This window comes from Nocardioides allogilvus (assembly GCF_003047285.1).
Taxonomy (GTDB): Bacteria; Actinomycetota; Actinomycetes; order Propionibacteriales; family Nocardioidaceae; genus Nocardioides; species Nocardioides allogilvus.
Genome location: NZ_PZYX01000005.1, coordinates 34,992 through 52,576, shown reverse-complemented (window position 1 = coordinate 52,576; position 17,585 = coordinate 34,992). Strand labels below are relative to the sequence as shown.

The following is a 17,585-nucleotide window of genomic DNA, read 5'->3' as shown; positions in this document are numbered from 1 at the left end:
GTCAGCTCGCTGCCGAGTGGGGCTCGCTGCGGAAGCGCGAGGGCCGACCGCCGATGCCGAGGAGGGTCCAGACCCGTCGGGACACGGGGTTCATCAGGCCGAGCTCGTCGGCCAGCATCCGCACGTCGCCGAAGGTGTCGCGCAGGAGCTTGCGGGAGTGCTCGCCGTCCCACCAGATCTCCTTGATCACCTCGGCGGGGATGTCGAGGTCGCGCTGCATCTGCCGGCTGGGCTTCATGATCACGTCGCACAGGACGCGCATGATCACCGGCATCAGGACGGACAGCACCGCGCGCTGGAGGCGCGAGTAGTCCTTCGAGCGCTCGGTCAGGTAGGAGTGGGCGAAGCCGATGTGGCGGGCCTCCTCGGCGACGTGGATCTGCATCACGCGGGTCACCATCGGGTGCATCTGCTCCCCGGAGCGCAGGATCGACTTCTGCAGGTGGTCGATCGGCTCCTCCCCGGCGAGCACGCCCATGAAGAAGATGTTGGGGAGGGGACCGGCCGCGATCGCGAGGAGCGGTGCGACGGCGCGGAACCAGCGGGGACCGCCCGGAACGTCCTGGCCGATGCGGTTGACCATCTCCTGGAACATCTGCGTGTGGTGGCACTCCTCGGTCGCCTCGTGCGTGGAGTAGCGGAACTCCGCGGAGCCGTTGGGCAGCGTCAGCGCGTGGTTCATCAGCCCGCTGATCAGCAGCTGCTCGAACTGCAGGCCGACCTTGGCGATGTTGGCCTGGCGATACATCCCGATCCGGATCTGCCGGTCGAGGGGGAGCGAGCGGTACCACTCGGTCGCGCCGAGCGAGTCCGCCCGGGGCATCACCCAGCGGGCGTCGGTCGGGTCGACGGCGAAGTCGGGGTCGTCCCACGTGATGTCGGTGAAGGCGTCGAAGTGCTGGTGCACGGAGGCCTCGGAGAGGTGGTGCAGCAGCTCGTCGTACGAGAAGTGCTCGGTCTGCGCGGTCATGCCTGCTCCCTCAATCGTCTGTGACGCGATGTCACAGACAAGTTAATGTGACATCGCGTCACAGGCAAGGGTTTCGCAGGAAAAGTTGGCGCGCGTCGCCGATCAGTGGTCCGGCCACACCTCCGGGGAGCAGGCGGCGACGATCGCCCGTCGCGACGCGCGCTCCAGCGGTTGGAGGGCGGCCCTGCGGGCCTCGATCTCGTACGCCGACACAGCACCTCCGTCGTCCTCGAGCGCCAGCTCCGTGATGGCCCAGCCCTGCAGCCCACGCGCCGCGAGGTCGGCGCAGCGCGGTGGTGTGCCCAGGGGAGCCTCGAGCCCGGGCCGGTGCCCGAGGTTCATCAGCCGGTCGGCCACCTCGGGGCGCCAGCGGGCGACGTCGAGGTCGGCGAGCAGGTTGGCCGAGTCGAGCAGCGCGGCGCGCAGCGACCGGTCGGCCTCGCCCACGTCGGGGAGCTGTCGCGGCGCCGCGGGCTGCACCCGCCAGTGGCAGACCTCGCCCACCACCTCCGGCACGACGGCCCAGGCGCCGACGACGACCGCCTCGCCGGCCTCGATCGCCGCGTCGTTGAACGCGCGTGGCCCGCCCAGGCCGAGCAGGTCACCCTCCACGGGCAGCGCCAGCCCCGCCCCGGTGGCGCCGGAGCGCCTCGCTTCGAGGAGGAGGTCGAGCATCGCCGTACCCCCCGCGAGGCCGTCGGCGAGGTGCGCCAGCTCGCCGTCGGTGACGGCGTCGAGCACGTGGTCGGTGACCTCCGTGCCGCGCAGCCAGGCAGTGAGCCACCAGGCGAGGCGGGCGGACAGCGGGAGTTCGAGGGACACGGCGCCAGAGAATACGTCGGGGTCCGGACCGGTGGTGCGGTGCTGGATAGGGTGACGCGCATGACCGCCGTGATCGAGTTCGCCGACCTCACGGTCCGCCGGGGCGGGGCGACCCTGCTGGACGAGGTCAACTGGGCCGTCGAGGAGGACGAGCGCTGGGTGATCCTCGGGCCCAACGGCGCCGGCAAGACCACGTTGCTCCAGGTGGCCTCGGCGCAGATCCACCCGACCTCGGGCGTCGCCGGGATCCTGGGCGAGGTGCTCGGCACGGTCGACGTCTTCGACCTGCGTCCGCGCATCGGCCTCACCAGTGCCGCCCTGGCCGATCTCATCCCGCGCACCGAGCTCGTCAGGGACGTCGTGGTCTCGGCCTCCTACGGCGTCCTCGGTCGCTGGCGCGAGGTCTACGACGACCTCGACCACGACCGGGCCGCGTCGCTGCTGACCGAGGTGGGTGCCGCCCACTTGGGCGAGCGCACGTTCGGCACGCTCAGCGAGGGCGAGCGCAAGCGCGTGCAGATCGCCCGGGCGCTGATGACCGACCCGGAGATGCTGCTGCTCGACGAGCCGGCGGCCGGGCTCGACCTGGGGGGTCGCGAGGACCTCGTGTCCACGCTCTCGGTCGTCGCCCTCGACCCCGACTCGCCCGCGACCGTGCTGGTGTCGCACCACGTCGAGGAGATCCCGCCCGGCTTCACCCATGCCCTGCTGCTGCGCGCGGGACGGGTCGTGGCGTCGGGTCCGCTGGAGCGCGTGGTCACGGCCGAGACGTTGTCGGAGACCTTCGGGATGCCGATGCTGCTGACGCAGGAGGACGGGCGGTTCGCCGCCCGCAGGCGCCCCCGCCACCTGGCTGGTTGACGCGGGCTAGGGTCTGTCCATGGAGTGGCTCAGAGATCATGCGTGGGAGACCTGGCTCGGTCTGACGATCGTCCTCGGGGTGGCCGAGATGTTCAGCCTCGACCTCATCCTCATCATGCTCGCGGCCGGTGCCCTCGTCGGCATGGTCGCCGCCCTCCTGGACCTGCACATCGCCATCCAGATCCTCGCTGCGTCCGCTGCCTCGTTGGCCGCGATCTCCGTGGTGCGGCCCTCGATGGTCAAGCGTCTGCACGGGGGACCCGAGCTGTCGCTCGGACACGGCAAGCTGGTCGGCAAGCAGGGCGTCGTCACCGAGGAGATCTCGGCGCTGGCCCCGGGCCGGATCAAGCTCGCGGGTGAGTTCTGGACCGCCGAGCCCTATGACGAGACCGCCACCATCGCGGCGGGCGAGACCGTCGAGGTGCTGGCGATCCGCGGTGCCACCGCCCTCGTGCACCCCGTCGCTCGTCTCGAGTCCTGACCCGAAGCCCGTCCCAGCCAACCCGTTCTGAGAAGGAGACGTCCATGGAGATCGCCCTGGTCCTGTTGGCGCTACTGGTCCTGTTCGTGATCGTGGTGCTCGCCAAGACGGTGCGCATCGTGCCGCAGGCCCGCGCCGGCATCGTCGAGAGGTTCGGCAAGTACAAGGGCACGCTGCCCGCCGGCCTCAACATCCTGATGCCGTTCATCGACCGACTGCGCTACCTCATCGACCTGCGTGAGCAGGTCGTCTCGTTCCCGCCGCAGCCCGTGATCACCGAGGACAACCTCGTGGTCTCGATCGACACGGTCATCTACTTCCAGGTCACCGACCCGGTCGCAGCGACCTACGAGATCGCCAACTACATCCAGGCGATCGAGCAGCTCACCATGACGACGCTGCGCAACATCGTCGGTGGCATGGACCTCGAGGAGACGCTGACCAGCCGCGACCAGATCAACTCCGGTCTGCGTGGCGTCCTGGACGAGGCGACCGGCAAGTGGGGCATCCGCGTCAACCGTGTCGAGCTCAAGGGCATCGACCCGCCGCCCTCCATCAAGGACTCGATGGAGAAGCAGATGCGCGCCGATCGTGAGAAGCGGGCCGTCATCCTCACCGCCGAGGGTTCGCGCCAGGCCGCGATCCTCACCGCCGAGGGTTCCAAGCAGTCGCAGATCCTCAACGCCGAGGGTGATCGCGAGTCGCAGATCCTGCGCGCGCAGGCCGACCGTGAGGCCTCGATCCTGCGGGCCCAGGGTGAGGGCCAGGCCATCCAGACCGTCTTCCAGGCGATCCACGACGGCCAGCCCGACCAGTCCCTGCTGGCCTACCAGTACCTCCAGATGATGCCGAAGATCGCCGAGGGCAGCGCCAACAAGGTGTGGGTCATCCCCTCGGAGATCACCAAGGCACTGGAGGGGCTCGGTTCCTCGATCCACGAGATCGCCGGCATCCCGCAGGACGCCACGCCGCGCACGCGCGTCGACATGGGCCCGACCGAGCCGCAGCTGCCGCAGTCGTCGGGGCACGGCGACACCAAGAAGGTCGTCGAGGAGGCCATCGCCGCCGCACAATCGGCCAGCCGCACGCCGTCGGCCGCTGCGCCGGCCACGCCGCCCGCCGAGCCGACCGTCGAGCCTCCCGCTGCCGAGGAGCCCCCCTCGGCGTGAGCCCGCTCGAAGCCGTGCTGATCGCCCTCGCGGGCGTGGCGGCCGGCACCATCAACACCGTGGTGGGGTCGGGAACGTTGATCACGTTCCCGACCCTGCTGGCGTTCGGCGTGCCACCGGTCACCGCCAACGTCTCCAACTCCATCGGCCTCGTGCCGGGCTCGGTCACCGGAGCGGTGGGCTACCGCCGAGAGCTCGTCGGCCAGCGCAGCCGCATCCTGCATCTCGCCAGCGCCTCGGCGCTGGGTGGGCTGCTCGGTGCGGTCCTGCTGCTGTGGCAGCCCGGTGCGTTCGAGGTGATCGTCCCCGCGCTGATCCTGCTGGGCCTGGTCCTGGTCGTCGCCGGCCCACGGATCTCGGCCTGGGTCGCACGCAGGCACGAGGCGACCGGAGGGTTGCCGGCCCGTGGCGCCTGGTGGGTGTGGCCCCTGATGCTCGCGTGCGGGGTCTACGGCGGCTACTTCGGTGCCGCCCAGGGCGTGCTGATGATGGCCGTGCTGGGGATCGGCATCGACGAGGCCCTGCAGCGGCTGAACGGGCTCAAGAACGTGCTGGCCGCCCTGGTCAACGGGGTCTCGGGCGTGCTGTTCGCGTTCGTCGCCGACGTCGACTGGCTGATCGTCGTGCTGATCGGCAGCGGGGCGATCGTCGGCGGACTGCTCGGCGCCTCGATCGGGCGCAGGCTGCCCGCGGCGGTGCTGCGGGCCTTCATCGTGGTCGTGGGCGTGGCCGCGCTGATCACGCTGCTGACCTGAGGTCGCGACTCACTCGACGTACGTCGCGAGCCACCTGTCCAGCTCGGCGTAGACGCGCGCCCTGACCTCGGGCACGGAGAGCACCAGGTCGTGGCGTCCACCGTCGATGGCGATGCTGGTGACGTGGGAGCCCAGCGACGAGGCCCAGCGCCGGATCTGCTGGACGTCGAGCACCACGTCGGCCCTGTTCACGGCGTCCGGGTCCACGGCAGCGGAGGCCGAGACCGTCGAGGACAAAACCAGCACCGGCGCGGACACGTCGAGGCCGGCGTGCACCCGGTCGTGCCCGGCGCGGATCGCCCGCAACCAGCCGGCATAGACCGGCCACGACTCGAGCGGCTTCCAAGCGAGGTCGTAGTCGAACTCGCCGCCATGGCTCGTGTGCAGCGCGCGGCCGTAGCTGGTGTCGACGTTGCGCGGGATCAGTCGCCTGGGCTGGCGCACACCCAGCTGGTTGAGCGCGGCGCGGGCGGCGGGGTTGCGCAGCCACCCGGAGCCCTGGAGGTCGAGCCAGGGGGAGTTGAGCACCATCGCGGACAGCTCGTCGGGGCGGCGGTCGTTGACCCACAGGGGCAGCGTCAGGCCGCCCGTCGAGTGGGCGGAGACCGCCACGCTGGTGTGGCCGTCACGCTCGGTGATGCGCTGCCAGGCCGCGTCGATCTCGAGGTAGTAGTCCGCCAGGTCCTCGGTGTAGTTGGGCGTCTGGTGGTCGAGGATCGAGCGGCCGTACTTGCGCAGGTCGAGGGCGTAGAAGGTGTAGCCGCGAGCCGTCCACCACTCGGCGTACTCGCGGTGGAAGAAGTAGTCCGCGAACCCGTGCACGTGCAGGACGGCGCGGCCGGCCCGCTTGCGGGTGGGCTTGTGCACGAGGGTGGCCACCACCGGGCCCTCGGAGTCGTCCGGGAGGTCGATGGTCTCGACGCGGTACGGCCGACCGAGGACGTCGGTCTCGAAGGCGGCGGGCATGGGCCGAACGCTAACGCCATTCCCGGGCGAGTTGTCTTGAATCATTCCAGAAAACCTGATTGAGTGCAGGGGATGTCACTTCTGCCCACTGTCGATCCCCGCGAGCGCCTCAAGGTGGCCGGCCTGCGCGTGACGCAGCCGCGCGTCGCCGTGCTCCACGCGTTGGCAGCGCAGCCGCACGTCGACGCCGACGCGCTGGCCACCGCGGTCCGCGCCGAGCTCGGCGCCGTGTCGACCCAAGCGGTCTACGACGTGCTGCACGCGCTCACCGATGCGCGGCTCGTGCGCCGGATCGAGCCGGCCGGATCGCCCGCTCGCTACGAGCTGCGCGTGGGGGACAACCACCACCACGTCGTGTGCCGCTCGTGCGGAGCGATCGCCGACGTCGACTGCGCCGTCGGGCAGCGACCCTGCCTCGACGCCTCCGACCACCACGGCTTCGTCATCGACGAGGCCGAGGTGACCTATTGGGGCGTCTGCCCCACCTGTGCCGAATCCACCCGAACCCCACTCAACGAGGAGCGATGAACGATGGCGTTTGAAGAGAACACCAACCCGATCACCACCGCGGCCGGCGCACCGGTCGCCGAGAACCAGAACAGCCTGACTGCCGGCCCTCGCGGACCGATGCTGCTGCAGGACCTGTGGTTCCTCGAGAAGCTCGCGCACTTCGACCGTGAGGTGATCCCCGAGCGCCGCATGCACGCGAAGGGCTCGGGCGCCTTCGGCACGCTCAAGGTCACCCACGACATCTCGCAGTACACCCGGGCGGCGATCTTCAACAAGGTCGGCAACGAGTGCGAGATGTTCCTGCGCTTCTCGACCGTCGCCGGTGAGCGCGGCGCAGCCGACGCGGAGCGCGACATCCGCGGCTTCGCGGCGCGCTTCTACACCGAGGAGGGCAACTGGGACGTCGTCGGCAACAACACCCCGGTCTTCTTCTTCCGCGACCCGCTCAAGTTCCCCGACCTCAACCGCGCCGTGAAGCGCGACCCGCGCACCAACCTGCGCGACGCGGAGAACAACTGGGGCTTCTGGACCAACCTGCCCGAGGCGCTGCACCAGGTCACGATCGTGATGAGCGACCGTGGGATCCCGAAGTCCTACCGCCACATGCACGGCTTCGGCTCCCACACGTTCTCCTTCATCAACGCCGCGGGGGAGCGCTTCTGGGTGAAGTTCCACTTCCGCACCCAGCAGGGCATCGAGAACCTCACCGACGACGAGGCCGCCGCCGTCGTGGCCGGCGACCGCGAGTCGTCGCAGCGCGACCTCTACGAGTCGATCGAGAAGGGCGACTTCCCGAAGTGGAAGTTCTTCATCCAGGTGATGCCCGAGGCCGAGGCCAACGACTACCGCTTCCACCCCTTCGACCTCACGAAGGTCTGGTCGAAGAAGGACTACCCGCTCATCGAGGTCGGCGAGTTCGAGCTCAACCGCAACCCCGACAACTACTTCGCCGACGTCGAGCAGGCCGCCTTCTCCCCGGCCAACCTGGTCCCGGGCATCTCCTTCAGCCCCGACCGCATGCTCCAGGGCCGGCTCTTCTCGTACGGCGACGCGGCGCGCTACCGCGTCGGGGTCAACCACCACCAGATCCCCGTCAACTACCCCCGTGGGGCAGTGCAGACGCTCAACACCTACCACCGTGACGGTGCGATGCGCGTCGACGGCAACCAGGGCTCGGTGCCCGGGATCGAGCCGAACAACTTCGGCCGCTGGCCCGAGCAGCCCGCCTACGCCGACCCGGCCCAGGCCATCGGTGCCGTCGCCGACCGGTTCGACTTCCGCGAGGACGACGACAACTACTACGAGCAGCCGGGCGACCTGTTCCGGCTGATGACCGCCGAGGAGCAGCAGCGTCTGTTCGAGAACACCGCGCGTGCCATCGACGGTGCCTCCGAGACGTCGGTGGAGAAGCACATCTTCCACTGCACCCAGGCCGACCCGGCCTACGGTGAGGGCGTCCGCAAGGCGATCGAGGCCCTGGCCGCCGGCCAGATCAGCGCCACGGAGCCCAACCCGGACAACGCTCCGGCCTGATCGCGCTCAGTCCAGCAGCCCGCCACGGCCGAACATCTCGGCCGCCTGGCGGGCTGTCGGCGTTCCGGCGTCGAGGTCGGCGCCGGCGGCCACCAGTCGCCGTACGACGTCGTCGGCGCCCTTGAACAGGGCGCCCGCGACGATCGACTGGTCGCGCGAGTTGCGCTGGTCGGGGTCGGCGCCGCGGTCGAGCAGCATCGACACGGTCTCGGGACGGTCGTGGTAGGCCGCCAGCATCAGCAACGAGTCGCCCGACTCGGACACCGAGTCGATCGGCAGGCCATGGTCGAGGAACTCCGCGAGCTGCTCGGTCTCGCCCGCGCGGGCGAGGTCGAGGGCGAGGGTGAGGACGCGCTGGGTCTGCTCGGGAGTGAGGCTCATCCGAGAAGTCTAGGAACGTGAGTAGAGCTCGCGGATGACGTCCTCGATGTCGGGCTCCTGGATGGACAGGTCGGCGAGGTCGTAGGCCGCCGCTATGGCGCCGACGATGGGCGCGGCGCTCGCGTCGGCCGGGAACGACAGCCACTGCCGCGGGCCCTCCACCCGGCGCACCGAGGCGCCCGGCACCGAGATCGGCTCCGACTCGTCGACGAGGTCGACCACCAGGGTGCGCGTGGAACCTCCCTGCTCGTGCAGCCCGGCGAGCGGACCGTCGAAGACGGCCGTGCCGTGGTCGATGACGATCACCCGGTCGCACAGCGCCTCGATGTCCTGCAGGTCGTGGGTGGTGAGCATCAAGGTGGTGCCGCGCTCGGCGTTGAGCGCGCGCAGGAACTCCCGCAGCCGACCCTTGCTGACGACGTCGAGACCGATCGTGGGCTCGTCGAGGTAGAGGATCTCCGGGTCGTGGAGCAGTGCTGCCGTGATGTCGCCGCGCATCCGTTGGCCGAGGGAGAGCTGGCGCACCGGGGTGTCCAGCTGGTCGCCGAGGTCGAGGAGCTCGACGAACCGCTCGAGGTTATGGCGATACCTCGTCGGGGGGATCCGGTAGATCTTCTGCAACAGCTCGAACGAGTCACGCAGCGGCAGGTCCCACCACAGCGTCGTCCGCTGGCCGAAGACCACGCCGATGCGGCGCGCGAGCTCGACGCGGTTGCGCTGCGGCTCGAGCCCGGCGACCGTCAGCTCGCCTCGGGTCGGCACGAGGATGCCGGTGAGCATCTTGATCGTCGTCGACTTGCCGGCGCCGTTCGGCCCGATGTAGCCGACCATCTCGCCTGCTGCGACGTCGAAGCTGAGGTCGCGTACGGCGCGAACGTGCTCGCGCACCTTGCGGCGCCGACCGTCCATCTTGCGGCGCACGACGAAGTCCCGCTCGAGGTTGCGCACGCAGATCAACGCGTCGTCGGTGGTGGTCACGAACCCATCATGGACTTCCCCAATTTGGGGCTACGTCGGGGTGGTCCTTCGGAGGGATGGTGAATGCCCAGACCAGCCATGGTCGATCCACCACAACTCACAGGCGTTCATCGTCGTGAGAGGGGAGCTCCTCATGGGATTCATCGCACGACGTCGATCGCGCACGACACTGGCCCTCCTGTCGGGTACGGCGCTCCTGGCCCTGGCGCCGTTCGGTGTGGCGATGAGTGCCGCCAGCGCGGGCAGCAACCTGGCGAGCGTCAACGACAACGACGCGGTCTGCCAGCCGCAGTCCGACCACAAGTTCCCGGCGGACGACAAGACCAAGTCCTTGGTCTACACCGCGCCCGCTGGCTTCCTCATCAGCGCCTACTGCGTGAAGGCCGGCTCGGATCAGCAGGGCGACGGGCCGCACTACGTGACGCTCGACCCGCCGGTCGCGTCGGTGACGATCACGCACCCCAGTGCCAAGGAGATCAGCCACTACACGATCACCCTGGTGCAGCCGACCACGACGCCGCCGGTGACGACCACACCGCCGGTGACGACCACGCCGCCGGTGACGACCACGCCGCCGGTGACGACCACACCGCCGGTGACCACCACACCGCCGGTGACCACCACACCACCGGTGACCACCACACCACCGGTGACCACCACACCACCGGTGACCACCACACCACCGGTCACGACCACACCACCGGTGACCACCACACCGCCGGTCGCGCCCCCGGTGATCGCGACGTCCGAGCCGACCGCCACGACCGAGGTGAAGGGTGAGCAGGCCACCGAGGTCAAGGCCGAGAACCCGGTGAAGAACAAGGGCCAGCAGCAGGCCGAACCGCAGCAGGTGGAGGTCCTCGGGGCGCAGGCCACGCTGCCGACCCAGGTCGCCGCGGGTCTCTCCGGTGACGTGTCACAGGCCTCGTCCAGCTCGTCGCTCTGGCTGGCCGGCATGACCGGACTGCTGGCGGTCGCCATCGGCCTGGGCCTGCTGTCCGCCCGGCGCCTGAGGGGTCGTGCCTGAGGCCCGCGCCGCCACGGCCGGCCGCGCGAGTCTCGGACTCGTCGCGGTCGGCCTTGCGGTCTGCTCGGTCATCCTCACCCTCGACCACGTGGGTGCCCGGGCCGGCGCACCCGTGGCCCCGGCGTTCGAGCGCAGTCCCGGTCCGTCGGTGGTGTGGACCCCGTCGGCGACCCGGCCCCCGTCGGCGCTGCAGGGGTACGGCGCCGTACCCCGCGCCAGGGAGGCCGCCGCCGGAGCGCCGGACCGAGTCGTGGTCGACGCCCTCGGGATCGACGTGCCGGTCGTGCCGATCCACCTCGAGGTGAGCACGCTCGTGCCGCCCTCCGACCCGCAGACGCTCGGCTGGTGGGCAGACGGTGCCGAGCCGGGTGCGAAGCGGGGGAGCGCCATCATCACCGGCCACACCGTGCACACCGGCGGGGGTGCGCTCGACAACCTGGAGAGCCTCGTGCCCGGCGACGTGTTCTCGGTGCGCACCGACGCCGGCAGCATCGACTACTGGGTCAGCCGCGTCGAGGTCCACGACAAGGACCGCGTCAGCCGGGCGGCCAAGCACCTGTTCAGCCAGCAGGTCCGCGGCCGGTTGGTGCTGATCACCTGCGAGGACTGGGACGGCACCGGCTATGCCAGCAACGTCGTGGTCATCGCCCGGCCGGTGTGAGCGCTCAGCTCCCGGTCGAGGTGTAGTGACGCACCCCGGTGCGCCACACCAGCAGGCTCGCGGCCACCGTGACCACGGCGGCCAGCGGTGAGGCGAACTGGAACCAGCCGGGCATCCCGAACGGGTCGTCGCGGCCGAGCACGAACAGCGCGGGATACCAGTTGACGAACGCGACCGGGATGACGAAGGTCAGCGCGACCAGCACCTCGCGCGGGAAGATCGAGAGGGGGTACTGCGTGATCGTCGCGCCGCCGTAGGTGAAGGCGTTGGCGAACTCGGACGCATCGGTGGTCCAGAACTGGATGCACGAGAACCCGACGAACAGCCCGAAGAACACGGCCGCGCCGCTGGCCACCATGGAGACGGTCACGAGCACGCGCAGAGGCGACCAGTCGACGTATGCCGCTGCCCACCCGAACACGACGAGCGCCTGCGTGATCCGTCCGAGCCGGCGCAGCGTGAACTGGTCGGCGCAGACCTGCACCAGCAGCGGCACCGGCTTGGTGAGCATCTGGTCGAGGCGCCCGGTGCGGACATAGGTGCCGATGCGCTCAACGCTGCCGATCAGGGTGTCGGCGATGCCGAGGCCGAGCGAGCTGGCGCCGTAGAGGAAGCCGACCTCCGCCAGCGAGAAGCCCGCGAGGTCGTCGAGGTGGCTGAACATGATCCAGAGCCCGACGAAGTCGAGACTGGTGATCATGGCGTTGCCGATCGCCAGCATGACGAAGGACGCGGGGTAGGCCCAGGCAGCGCGGATCCACAGCCACGCGATGTCGAGGTAGCGGCGAGCGTGCTGGAGTGCCTCAGCCACCCTGGACCACCACCTTGCGGGTCGCGGCCCCGAGCACGAGCCGGCAGCAGCCGAGCAGGACCACGGCCCACAGGACCTGGAAGCCGAGCGCCATCACCAGGTCGCCGCCGGTGCGCTTGCCCAGCCAGATGTCGGCCGGCACCTGGATGAAGGCCGCCCACGGCAGGGCCTGGGCGAGGGTGCCCAGCCAGCCCGGGAACAGCACCAGCGGCAGCATCAGCCCGCTGAAGAAGATCGCGAAGGCGCCGCTCATCACCTTCACGCCCGACTGGTCGAGCAACCAGAACGCCGAGCTCGCGACCAGGAAGCGGATTCCGAAGCTCACGACGACGGCGAGGGGTACGGCGAGCACGAACCCGAGCAGCGCGACCGGGGACTCGGGCGCCTTGAGGTCGAAGAGGACGGCGCCGACGACCGTGGGCGCGAGCCCGCGGGTGAGCAGGTGGTAGCACGCTCGGCCGAGGTCGCCGGCGAGGTACCACTGCACCAGACCGATGGGACGGTAGAGGTCGATGGCGACGTCGCCGGTGCGGATGCGCTCAGCCAGGTCGTCGGTCGTGCCGCCGCCCCACACGGCGACCGTCATGAGCAGGGCCTGGCCCAGCCACACGTAGGTGACCGCGTCACCCGAGTCGTAGCCGCCCGCGTTCGCGTTGGCCCGCCACAGGGCGAGGTAGGCGAAGGAGCCGATGATGCCGAAGACCGAGTTGGTGAAGATGCCCGCGAGCGTGGCCGCCTGGTAGGTCGAGTAGCGGCGGAAGGCCCGGGTCGCGATGGCGACGTACAACAAGTCCGAGCCCCCGATCGTGCGCATGAGCGCCCGATCGTGCCACAGCCGTGGGTCAGCGGGCGTCGGCCACGTTGAGCACGCCGACCTGGCGGCCCTGGCCGTCCATCACGACGGCGAGGCCAGCGCGGGTGGCGCGGCCCTTGAGGAGTACGGCGCGGTGGGACGGCGAGGCCAGCCAGGCGTCCACGATGGCGCGCGCGGTGAGCCCCTCGCCCCGGATCAGGTTCTCCCCGGCCCAGGACTGGTGGCACTTGCGCAGGACCTGGCGCTGGTCGCGGTGGGCGAACACCCCGGTCGAGGCGATGTGGCGGCTCCAGCCGGTGGCGAGCCGCTCGACGCAGGAGTCGAAGAACCGCACCGGCTTGAAGCCGGCCCGGGCGCGCGCCGCGTTGATCTCGACCATCACCTGGTCCTCGAACGCCGCGCCCGTGCTCGCCGTCGAGGCGGGGGCAGCGGTCGGCACGCGCGACAGACCGGCGTGCGCGGGGGCGCCGACGAGGCCGGACAGGATCGCGAACGTGGTGACGACAGGCAGCAGCAGAGCGCGGACGAGCTTCACGAGAACTCCAGAGGGGTGGGGGAACCTCAGTGGGGGGTCCCGGGGGCCACCGCGAAGATGGCCCGGCCGGGCTGAGGTCTCCGATGAGACGTCGGGGACGTCCTGGCGTGACGCGATTGCGGCCACGAACTTTTCAACGGACACCTGACGGTAATCATGAAAAATGGGTAGATCCTAATCGGCACGCCGAAAGATCCGGCACCAATGCGGCAGGAAGGGCGCTGCAGCGTGACGCGAATCACCTCGAGAAGGGGGCTGCGGCGCGTTCCGCAGCCTCAGTGCTGGTAGGTGCCGTGGATGATCGCGCGGCCCAGCGTCTTGAAGGCGAGGTTGAAGGACACGACCGCGTTGGACGCGTCGGCGTCGACCCCGAGCGTCTCGTCCTTGACGGCGTGCACGACGAAGAAGTAACGATGGGGGTGGTCACCCTGCGGGGGAGCGGCGCCCATGAATCCGGCCTCGCCGCCGTCGTTGCGCACGTGGAACGCGCCGGCGGGGAGCTCGCCGCCGGCCGCACCGGTCGGCAGTGAGGTGACGTCCGCGGGGATGTCCACGAGGTTCCAGTGCCAGAAGCCGGACGGCGTCGGTGCGTCGGGGTCGAAGCAGGTGACCACGAACGACCTCGTGCCCTCCGGGGCACCGGTCCAGGTCAGCTCGGGTGAGGTGTTGCCGGCGGCCGCCACCTGGTGCTGCTTCAGTGGCTGGCCGTCGGTCACGTCGGCGCTGGTCACCGTGAAGGACGCGACGCTCGGCAGGTAGTCGTAGGGATTGGGCACGATCGGGCGCTCGATGCTCATACCAGCGAACCTAGGAGCAGCGGTCCGCACAGGGCAAGTGGTGGACGCGCGTGCGCGGCGGGTGCTCGACGACGCAACAATGTCCTGCATGGAGCAGGCCAGCCCTTATCTCTCGGGCCTCATACTCACCGACCGTCTCGTCGTCGTCGTGGGCGGTGGACACGTCGCGCAACGGCGGGTGCCGGCGCTGATCGCTGCCGGCGCACGGGTCCACGTCGTCAGCCCCGAGGTGACGCCGGCGCTCGAGGGCATGGCGGCCGAGGTGACCCTCGTGCTGCGTGAGTTCGTCGAGTCCGACCTCGACGGTGCGTGGTACGTCGTCGCGGCCACCGACGACCCGGAGGCCAACGAGCGCATCAGCGTGGCCGCAGAGGCGCGCCGGATCTTCTGCGTCCGCAGCGACGACGGGACCCGCGGCTCGGCCTGGACGCCGGCCACCGGCAAGCACGGGTCGGTGACCATCGGCGTCGTGGGCAACCGGGAGCCGAAGAAGTCGGCCGCGCTGCGCGACGACATCGTGACGGCACTGCGCGAGGGCCAGCTCTCCTCCGTCGACGCCCACGACCGCTCTCCGGGCGTGGTGCTGGTCGGCGGTGGCCCGGGTGATCCCGACCTGGTCACGATCGCCGCCCGCAACGCCCTCGCCTCCGCGGACGTCGTGGTCGCCGACCGGCTGGCGCCGCGCGAGCTGCTCGACGTGCTGCCGCCCGGCGTGGAGCTCATCGACGTCGCCAAGCTGCCGCGCGGTCGCTACGCGTCGCAGGACTTCATCAACGAGGTGATCGTGGCCCGCGCCCTCGAGGGCAAGCGGGTGGTGCGGTTCAAGGGCGGCGACAACTTCGTCTTCGGTCGCGGCTACGAAGAGGTCATCGCGTGCAACGCCGCCGGCGTTCCAGTGACCGTCATCCCGGGGCTGTCGTCCGCGATCGCCGTACCCGCCCGCGCTGGGATCCCGGTGACGCACCGCGGCGTGGCGCACGAGTTCACCGTCATCTCCGGTCACCTGCCGCCCGGCCACCCCGACTCGCTCGTCGAGTGGGGAGCGCTGGCCAGGCTGCGCGGCACACTGGTGATGTTGATGGCCGTGGAGAACGCCGCCGCCATCGCCGCGACCCTGGTCGCCGAGGGTCGTGACGCCGACACCCCGGTCGCTGTGGTCGTGGAGGGGACGATGCCCGAGGAACGCACCGTGCTGGCCACGCTCGGCACCCTCGCCGCCGAGATCGCAGCCCAGCAGGTGCGGCCGCCGGCGATCATCGTGATCGGCGACGTGGTCGCGGTCGCCCACCCGGAGCACTTCTCGCGTGGCTGAGGTCCTCCACATCGAGGATCCGGCCGATCCGCGCCTGGCCGACTACCGCGACCTGCGCGACGTCGAGCTGCGCAAGCACCTGGAGACCGAGCACGGGCTCTTCCTCGCCGAGGGGGAGAAGGTCGTACGCCGCGCGGTCGAGGCCGGCTTCCGACCGCGCTCGCTGCTGATGGCGCCGAGGTGGGTCGAGGGACTGCAGGACGTGCTGGACCTGACCGACGCGCCCTGCTTCGTGCTCGACGAGGCGCTGGCCGAGCAGGTGACCGGCTTCCACGTGCACCGTGGCGCCCTGGCCTCCCTGGAGCGCAAGCCGCTGCCCAGCGTCGAGTCCGTGCTCGCGGACGCCCGCTCGGTGCTGGTGCTCGAGGACATCGTCGACCACACCAACGTCGGCGCGATCTTCCGCTCGGGCGCCGCTCTCGGCTTCGACGCCGTGCTGCTCTCGCCGCGCTGCGCCGACCCGCTCTACCGCCGCGCCATCAAGGTCGGCATGGGCGCCGTCTTCACGATGCCGTGGACGCGCCTGCCCGACTGGCATGCCGCGCTGCCGTCGCTGTCGGCGGCCGGCTTCACCACTGTCGCGCTCACCCTCGCCGAGGACGCGAGGCCGATCGAGTCCGCCGTCGCCGGTGTCGAGCGGCTCGCGCTGGTCCTCGGCTCGGAGGGACCCGGCCTCTCGCCGCGCTGGGAGGAGTCGGCCGACCGGCGCGCGATCATCCCCATGCGCGAGGGCATCGACTCCCTCAACGTCGCCGCCGCGAGCGCGGTGGCCTGCTACATCGCCGTCCGTCGCTGACGGAAGGCCTCCTCGAGCACGATCGAGCCCGCGGTCGCGGCGTTGAGCGAGCTCGCCGAGCCTGCCATCGGGATCGACACGAGCGGGTCGCAGGCCTCGCGCCACGCGGCGGTCATGCCGCTGGTCTCGTTGCCGACGACGACCACGAGCGGTCCCGTCAGGTCCGCGGCGCGTACGTCGATCGCGCCGGTCTCGTCCGTGCCGACGACCCTGATCCCGTGTGGCCGAGCCCAGTCGAGCACCTCGCGGTGCGAGGGTGCGCGCACGACGGTGAGCGCGAACAGCGAGCCGGTGCTGGACCGCACGGCGCGCGGGTCGTAGGGGTCGGCGGCATGGCCGGTGACGACCAGCCCGGACGCGCCGAAGGCGTCGGCGGAGCGGGCGAGGGTGCCGAGGTTGCCGGGCTGGGTGGGTCGGTCGAAGACCACCGTCAACCCGGTCGGGTCGAGTCGACCGAGATCGTCCGACGGCATCTCCACCACAGCGAGCAGCTCGCTGGGCTCGTCCTTCTCGCCCAGCTCGGCGACGAGGTCGGGGGCCATCACGACCTGCTCGGCCGTGGTGGCCTCCCACACGTCAGTGGCCCAGGTCGACATCCGCGGCCGGCCGTCACTGATCAGGGCGCGGACCGTCCACCCGTGCTCGATCGCCAGCGTGATCGGGCGGACGCCCTGCACGAGGAGCTCGCCCTGGCGGTGTCGCTTCGTGCGGTTGTGGAGCAGCGCCTCCCACTGCTGGAAACGTGCGTTGCGGGTGGTGATGCGGATGCTCACGCGTCGCTCTCCGCGCCGACCGGCCACTCGGGCGGGTAGTCGGCGGCGACCTTGTCGTGGGCCTTCGTCAGCTTCTTGAGCGCCTTCGTCGCGAGCCGGTCGCCGAACACGGTGCCGAACGTGTGGTCGGTCTCGTGCTGGAGGCAGCGGGCCAGCAGGCCGTCGCCCTCGAAGTGCACCGGCTCGCCGTCGAGCCCGAACCCGTCGACCGCGGCCCAGTCGGGGCGAGCGCACTCGACGAAGGCGCCGGGGAAGGACAGGCAACCCTCGTCGTCGGCATCGAGGCGCCGGTCGCGTCCCTCGGGCAGGGTCAGCGTCGGGTTGCAGACCACCCCCACCGTGTACCGGCCCGACTCGTCGGGGCAGTCGAAGACGAACATCGCGACGTCCTCACCGATCTGGCAGGCCGCGAGGCCGACGCCCTGGGCAGCGCGCATCGTGGCGACCATGTCGGCCGCGAGCGCGGTCAGCGCGCCGTCGAAGGCCGTCACGAGCTGCTGCGGGCGGTGCATGACCTCGGTGCCCCAGCGGGTCATCGGGCGGACGGTCCCGCCCTCGGGAAGGGGGGCGTGGGGGGCGAGGGGGGCGTCGTCGGGGGAGCTGTCAGGCATGGGGCGGATCCTAGTGACAGGC

Annotated in this window: 21 protein-coding genes; 10 read left to right on the top strand and 11 right to left on the bottom strand. The window is 70.6% G+C overall.

Translation table 11 applies throughout. The features are described from left to right. Position 1: 1 nt before the first annotated feature. Together C9J87_RS09890 and C9J87_RS09885 are read right to left on the bottom strand one after the other, a co-directional pair. Positions 2-970: an AurF N-oxygenase family protein gene (locus C9J87_RS09890; RefSeq protein ID WP_107705449.1), complete on the bottom strand. Its 969-nt coding sequence runs from the start codon at positions 968-970 to the stop codon at positions 2-4. Positions 971-1,072: 102 nt separating this feature from the next. Then, the gene (locus tag C9J87_RS09885; RefSeq protein WP_036490698.1) at positions 1,073-1,792 is read right to left on the bottom strand and encodes a hypothetical protein; all 720 of its coding nucleotides are present in this window, start codon (positions 1,790-1,792) and stop codon (positions 1,073-1,075) included. 60 nt (positions 1,793-1,852) lie between these two features. Between C9J87_RS09885 and C9J87_RS09880 the strand changes: the two genes are divergently transcribed. From C9J87_RS09880 to C9J87_RS09865, 4 genes are read left to right on the top strand one after another with little or no spacing between them, the layout of a single operon-like run. Beyond that, a complete protein-coding gene (locus C9J87_RS09880; protein ID WP_036490696.1) occupies positions 1,853-2,653 on the top strand; it encodes an ABC transporter ATP-binding protein in 801 nt (266 codons plus the stop codon). Between the two features lie 19 nt (positions 2,654-2,672). Continuing rightward, complete coding sequence (locus C9J87_RS09875) at positions 2,673-3,134, top strand: NfeD family protein (protein ID WP_107705448.1); 462 nt, start codon at positions 2,673-2,675, stop codon at positions 3,132-3,134. 44 nt (positions 3,135-3,178) lie between these two features. Beyond that, a complete protein-coding gene (locus C9J87_RS09870) occupies positions 3,179-4,303 on the top strand; it encodes an SPFH domain-containing protein (RefSeq protein WP_107705447.1) in 1,125 nt (374 codons plus the stop codon). Next, on the top strand, positions 4,300-5,058 hold the full coding sequence (locus C9J87_RS09865; RefSeq protein WP_010832994.1) for a sulfite exporter TauE/SafE family protein: 759 nt from the start codon (positions 4,300-4,302) through the stop codon (positions 5,056-5,058). Before C9J87_RS09870 ends, C9J87_RS09865 begins: the two co-directional genes overlap by 4 nt. A 9-nt stretch (positions 5,059-5,067) precedes the next feature. Here the strand turns inward: C9J87_RS09865 and C9J87_RS09860 are convergent, their stop codons facing one another. Next, positions 5,068-6,024: an alpha/beta hydrolase gene (locus C9J87_RS09860; RefSeq protein WP_107705446.1), complete on the bottom strand. Its 957-nt coding sequence runs from the start codon at positions 6,022-6,024 to the stop codon at positions 5,068-5,070. 72 nt (positions 6,025-6,096) lie between these two features. Between C9J87_RS09860 and C9J87_RS09855 the strand changes: the two genes are divergently transcribed. Continuing rightward, the gene (locus C9J87_RS09855; protein WP_107705445.1) at positions 6,097-6,552 is read left to right on the top strand and encodes a Fur family transcriptional regulator; all 456 of its coding nucleotides are present in this window, start codon (positions 6,097-6,099) and stop codon (positions 6,550-6,552) included. A gap of 3 nt (positions 6,553-6,555) precedes the next feature. Further along, on the top strand, positions 6,556-8,067 hold the full coding sequence (locus C9J87_RS09850) for a catalase (protein WP_107705444.1): 1,512 nt from the start codon (positions 6,556-6,558) through the stop codon (positions 8,065-8,067). A 6-nt stretch (positions 8,068-8,073) separates the two neighbouring features. Here the strand turns inward: C9J87_RS09850 and C9J87_RS09845 are convergent, their stop codons facing one another. Then, positions 8,074-8,448 (bottom strand): ankyrin repeat domain-containing protein, encoded by a 375-nt coding sequence (locus C9J87_RS09845; RefSeq protein WP_010832990.1) that lies wholly within the window; start codon positions 8,446-8,448, stop codon positions 8,074-8,076. Positions 8,449-8,457: 9 nt separating this feature from the next. Beyond that, positions 8,458-9,426, bottom strand: a complete 969-nt coding sequence (locus tag C9J87_RS09840; protein WP_232820020.1) for an ABC transporter ATP-binding protein — start codon at positions 9,424-9,426, stop codon at positions 8,458-8,460. Between the two features lie 133 nt (positions 9,427-9,559). Between C9J87_RS09840 and C9J87_RS19955 the strand changes: the two genes are divergently transcribed. After that, positions 9,560-10,453, top strand: a complete 894-nt coding sequence (locus tag C9J87_RS19955; protein WP_198652325.1) for a hypothetical protein — start codon at positions 9,560-9,562, stop codon at positions 10,451-10,453. Continuing rightward, positions 10,446-11,114, top strand: a complete 669-nt coding sequence (locus C9J87_RS09830) for a class F sortase (RefSeq protein WP_232820019.1) — start codon at positions 10,446-10,448, stop codon at positions 11,112-11,114. The genes C9J87_RS19955 and C9J87_RS09830 overlap by 8 nt, the downstream gene beginning before the upstream one ends. Positions 11,115-11,118: 4 nt before the next feature. Here the strand turns inward: C9J87_RS09830 and C9J87_RS09825 are convergent, their stop codons facing one another. The 4 genes from C9J87_RS09825 to C9J87_RS09810 form a co-directional block, all read right to left on the bottom strand. After that, the gene (locus tag C9J87_RS09825) at positions 11,119-11,925 is read right to left on the bottom strand and encodes an ABC transporter permease (protein WP_107705443.1); all 807 of its coding nucleotides are present in this window, start codon (positions 11,923-11,925) and stop codon (positions 11,119-11,121) included. Continuing rightward, positions 11,918-12,739 carry an ABC transporter permease gene (locus C9J87_RS09820; RefSeq protein WP_107705442.1) on the bottom strand — a complete coding sequence of 274 codons (822 nt, stop codon included), beginning with the start codon at positions 12,737-12,739 and terminating at the stop codon, positions 11,918-11,920. The genes C9J87_RS09825 and C9J87_RS09820 overlap by 8 nt, the downstream gene beginning before the upstream one ends. A 28-nt stretch (positions 12,740-12,767) precedes the next feature. Further along, on the bottom strand, positions 12,768-13,274 hold the full coding sequence (locus C9J87_RS09815; protein ID WP_107705441.1) for a CAP domain-containing protein: 507 nt from the start codon (positions 13,272-13,274) through the stop codon (positions 12,768-12,770). A gap of 275 nt (positions 13,275-13,549) precedes the next feature. Beyond that, a complete protein-coding gene (locus C9J87_RS09810; RefSeq protein ID WP_107705440.1) occupies positions 13,550-14,071 on the bottom strand; it encodes a YbhB/YbcL family Raf kinase inhibitor-like protein in 522 nt (173 codons plus the stop codon). 88 nt (positions 14,072-14,159) lie between these two features. On the opposite strand from C9J87_RS09810, the gene cobA reads away from it, so the two are divergent. Further along, on the top strand, positions 14,160-15,383 hold the full coding sequence (gene cobA, locus C9J87_RS09805; RefSeq protein ID WP_036490636.1) for a uroporphyrinogen-III C-methyltransferase: 1,224 nt from the start codon (positions 14,160-14,162) through the stop codon (positions 15,381-15,383). Beyond that, positions 15,376-16,179 (top strand): TrmH family RNA methyltransferase, encoded by an 804-nt coding sequence (locus C9J87_RS09800; protein WP_010832835.1) that lies wholly within the window; start codon positions 15,376-15,378, stop codon positions 16,177-16,179. The genes cobA and C9J87_RS09800 overlap by 8 nt, the downstream gene beginning before the upstream one ends. Here the strand turns inward: C9J87_RS09800 and C9J87_RS09795 are convergent. Further along, complete coding sequence (locus C9J87_RS09795) at positions 16,158-16,952, bottom strand: TrmH family RNA methyltransferase (RefSeq protein WP_010832836.1); 795 nt, start codon at positions 16,950-16,952, stop codon at positions 16,158-16,160. The two genes, C9J87_RS09800 and C9J87_RS09795, sit on opposite strands and share 22 nt — an antisense overlap. Next, positions 16,949-17,563: a peptide deformylase gene (def, locus tag C9J87_RS09790; protein WP_036490638.1), complete on the bottom strand. Its 615-nt coding sequence runs from the start codon at positions 17,561-17,563 to the stop codon at positions 16,949-16,951. Before def ends, C9J87_RS09795 begins: the two co-directional genes overlap by 4 nt. Positions 17,564-17,585 lie beyond the last annotated feature (22 nt).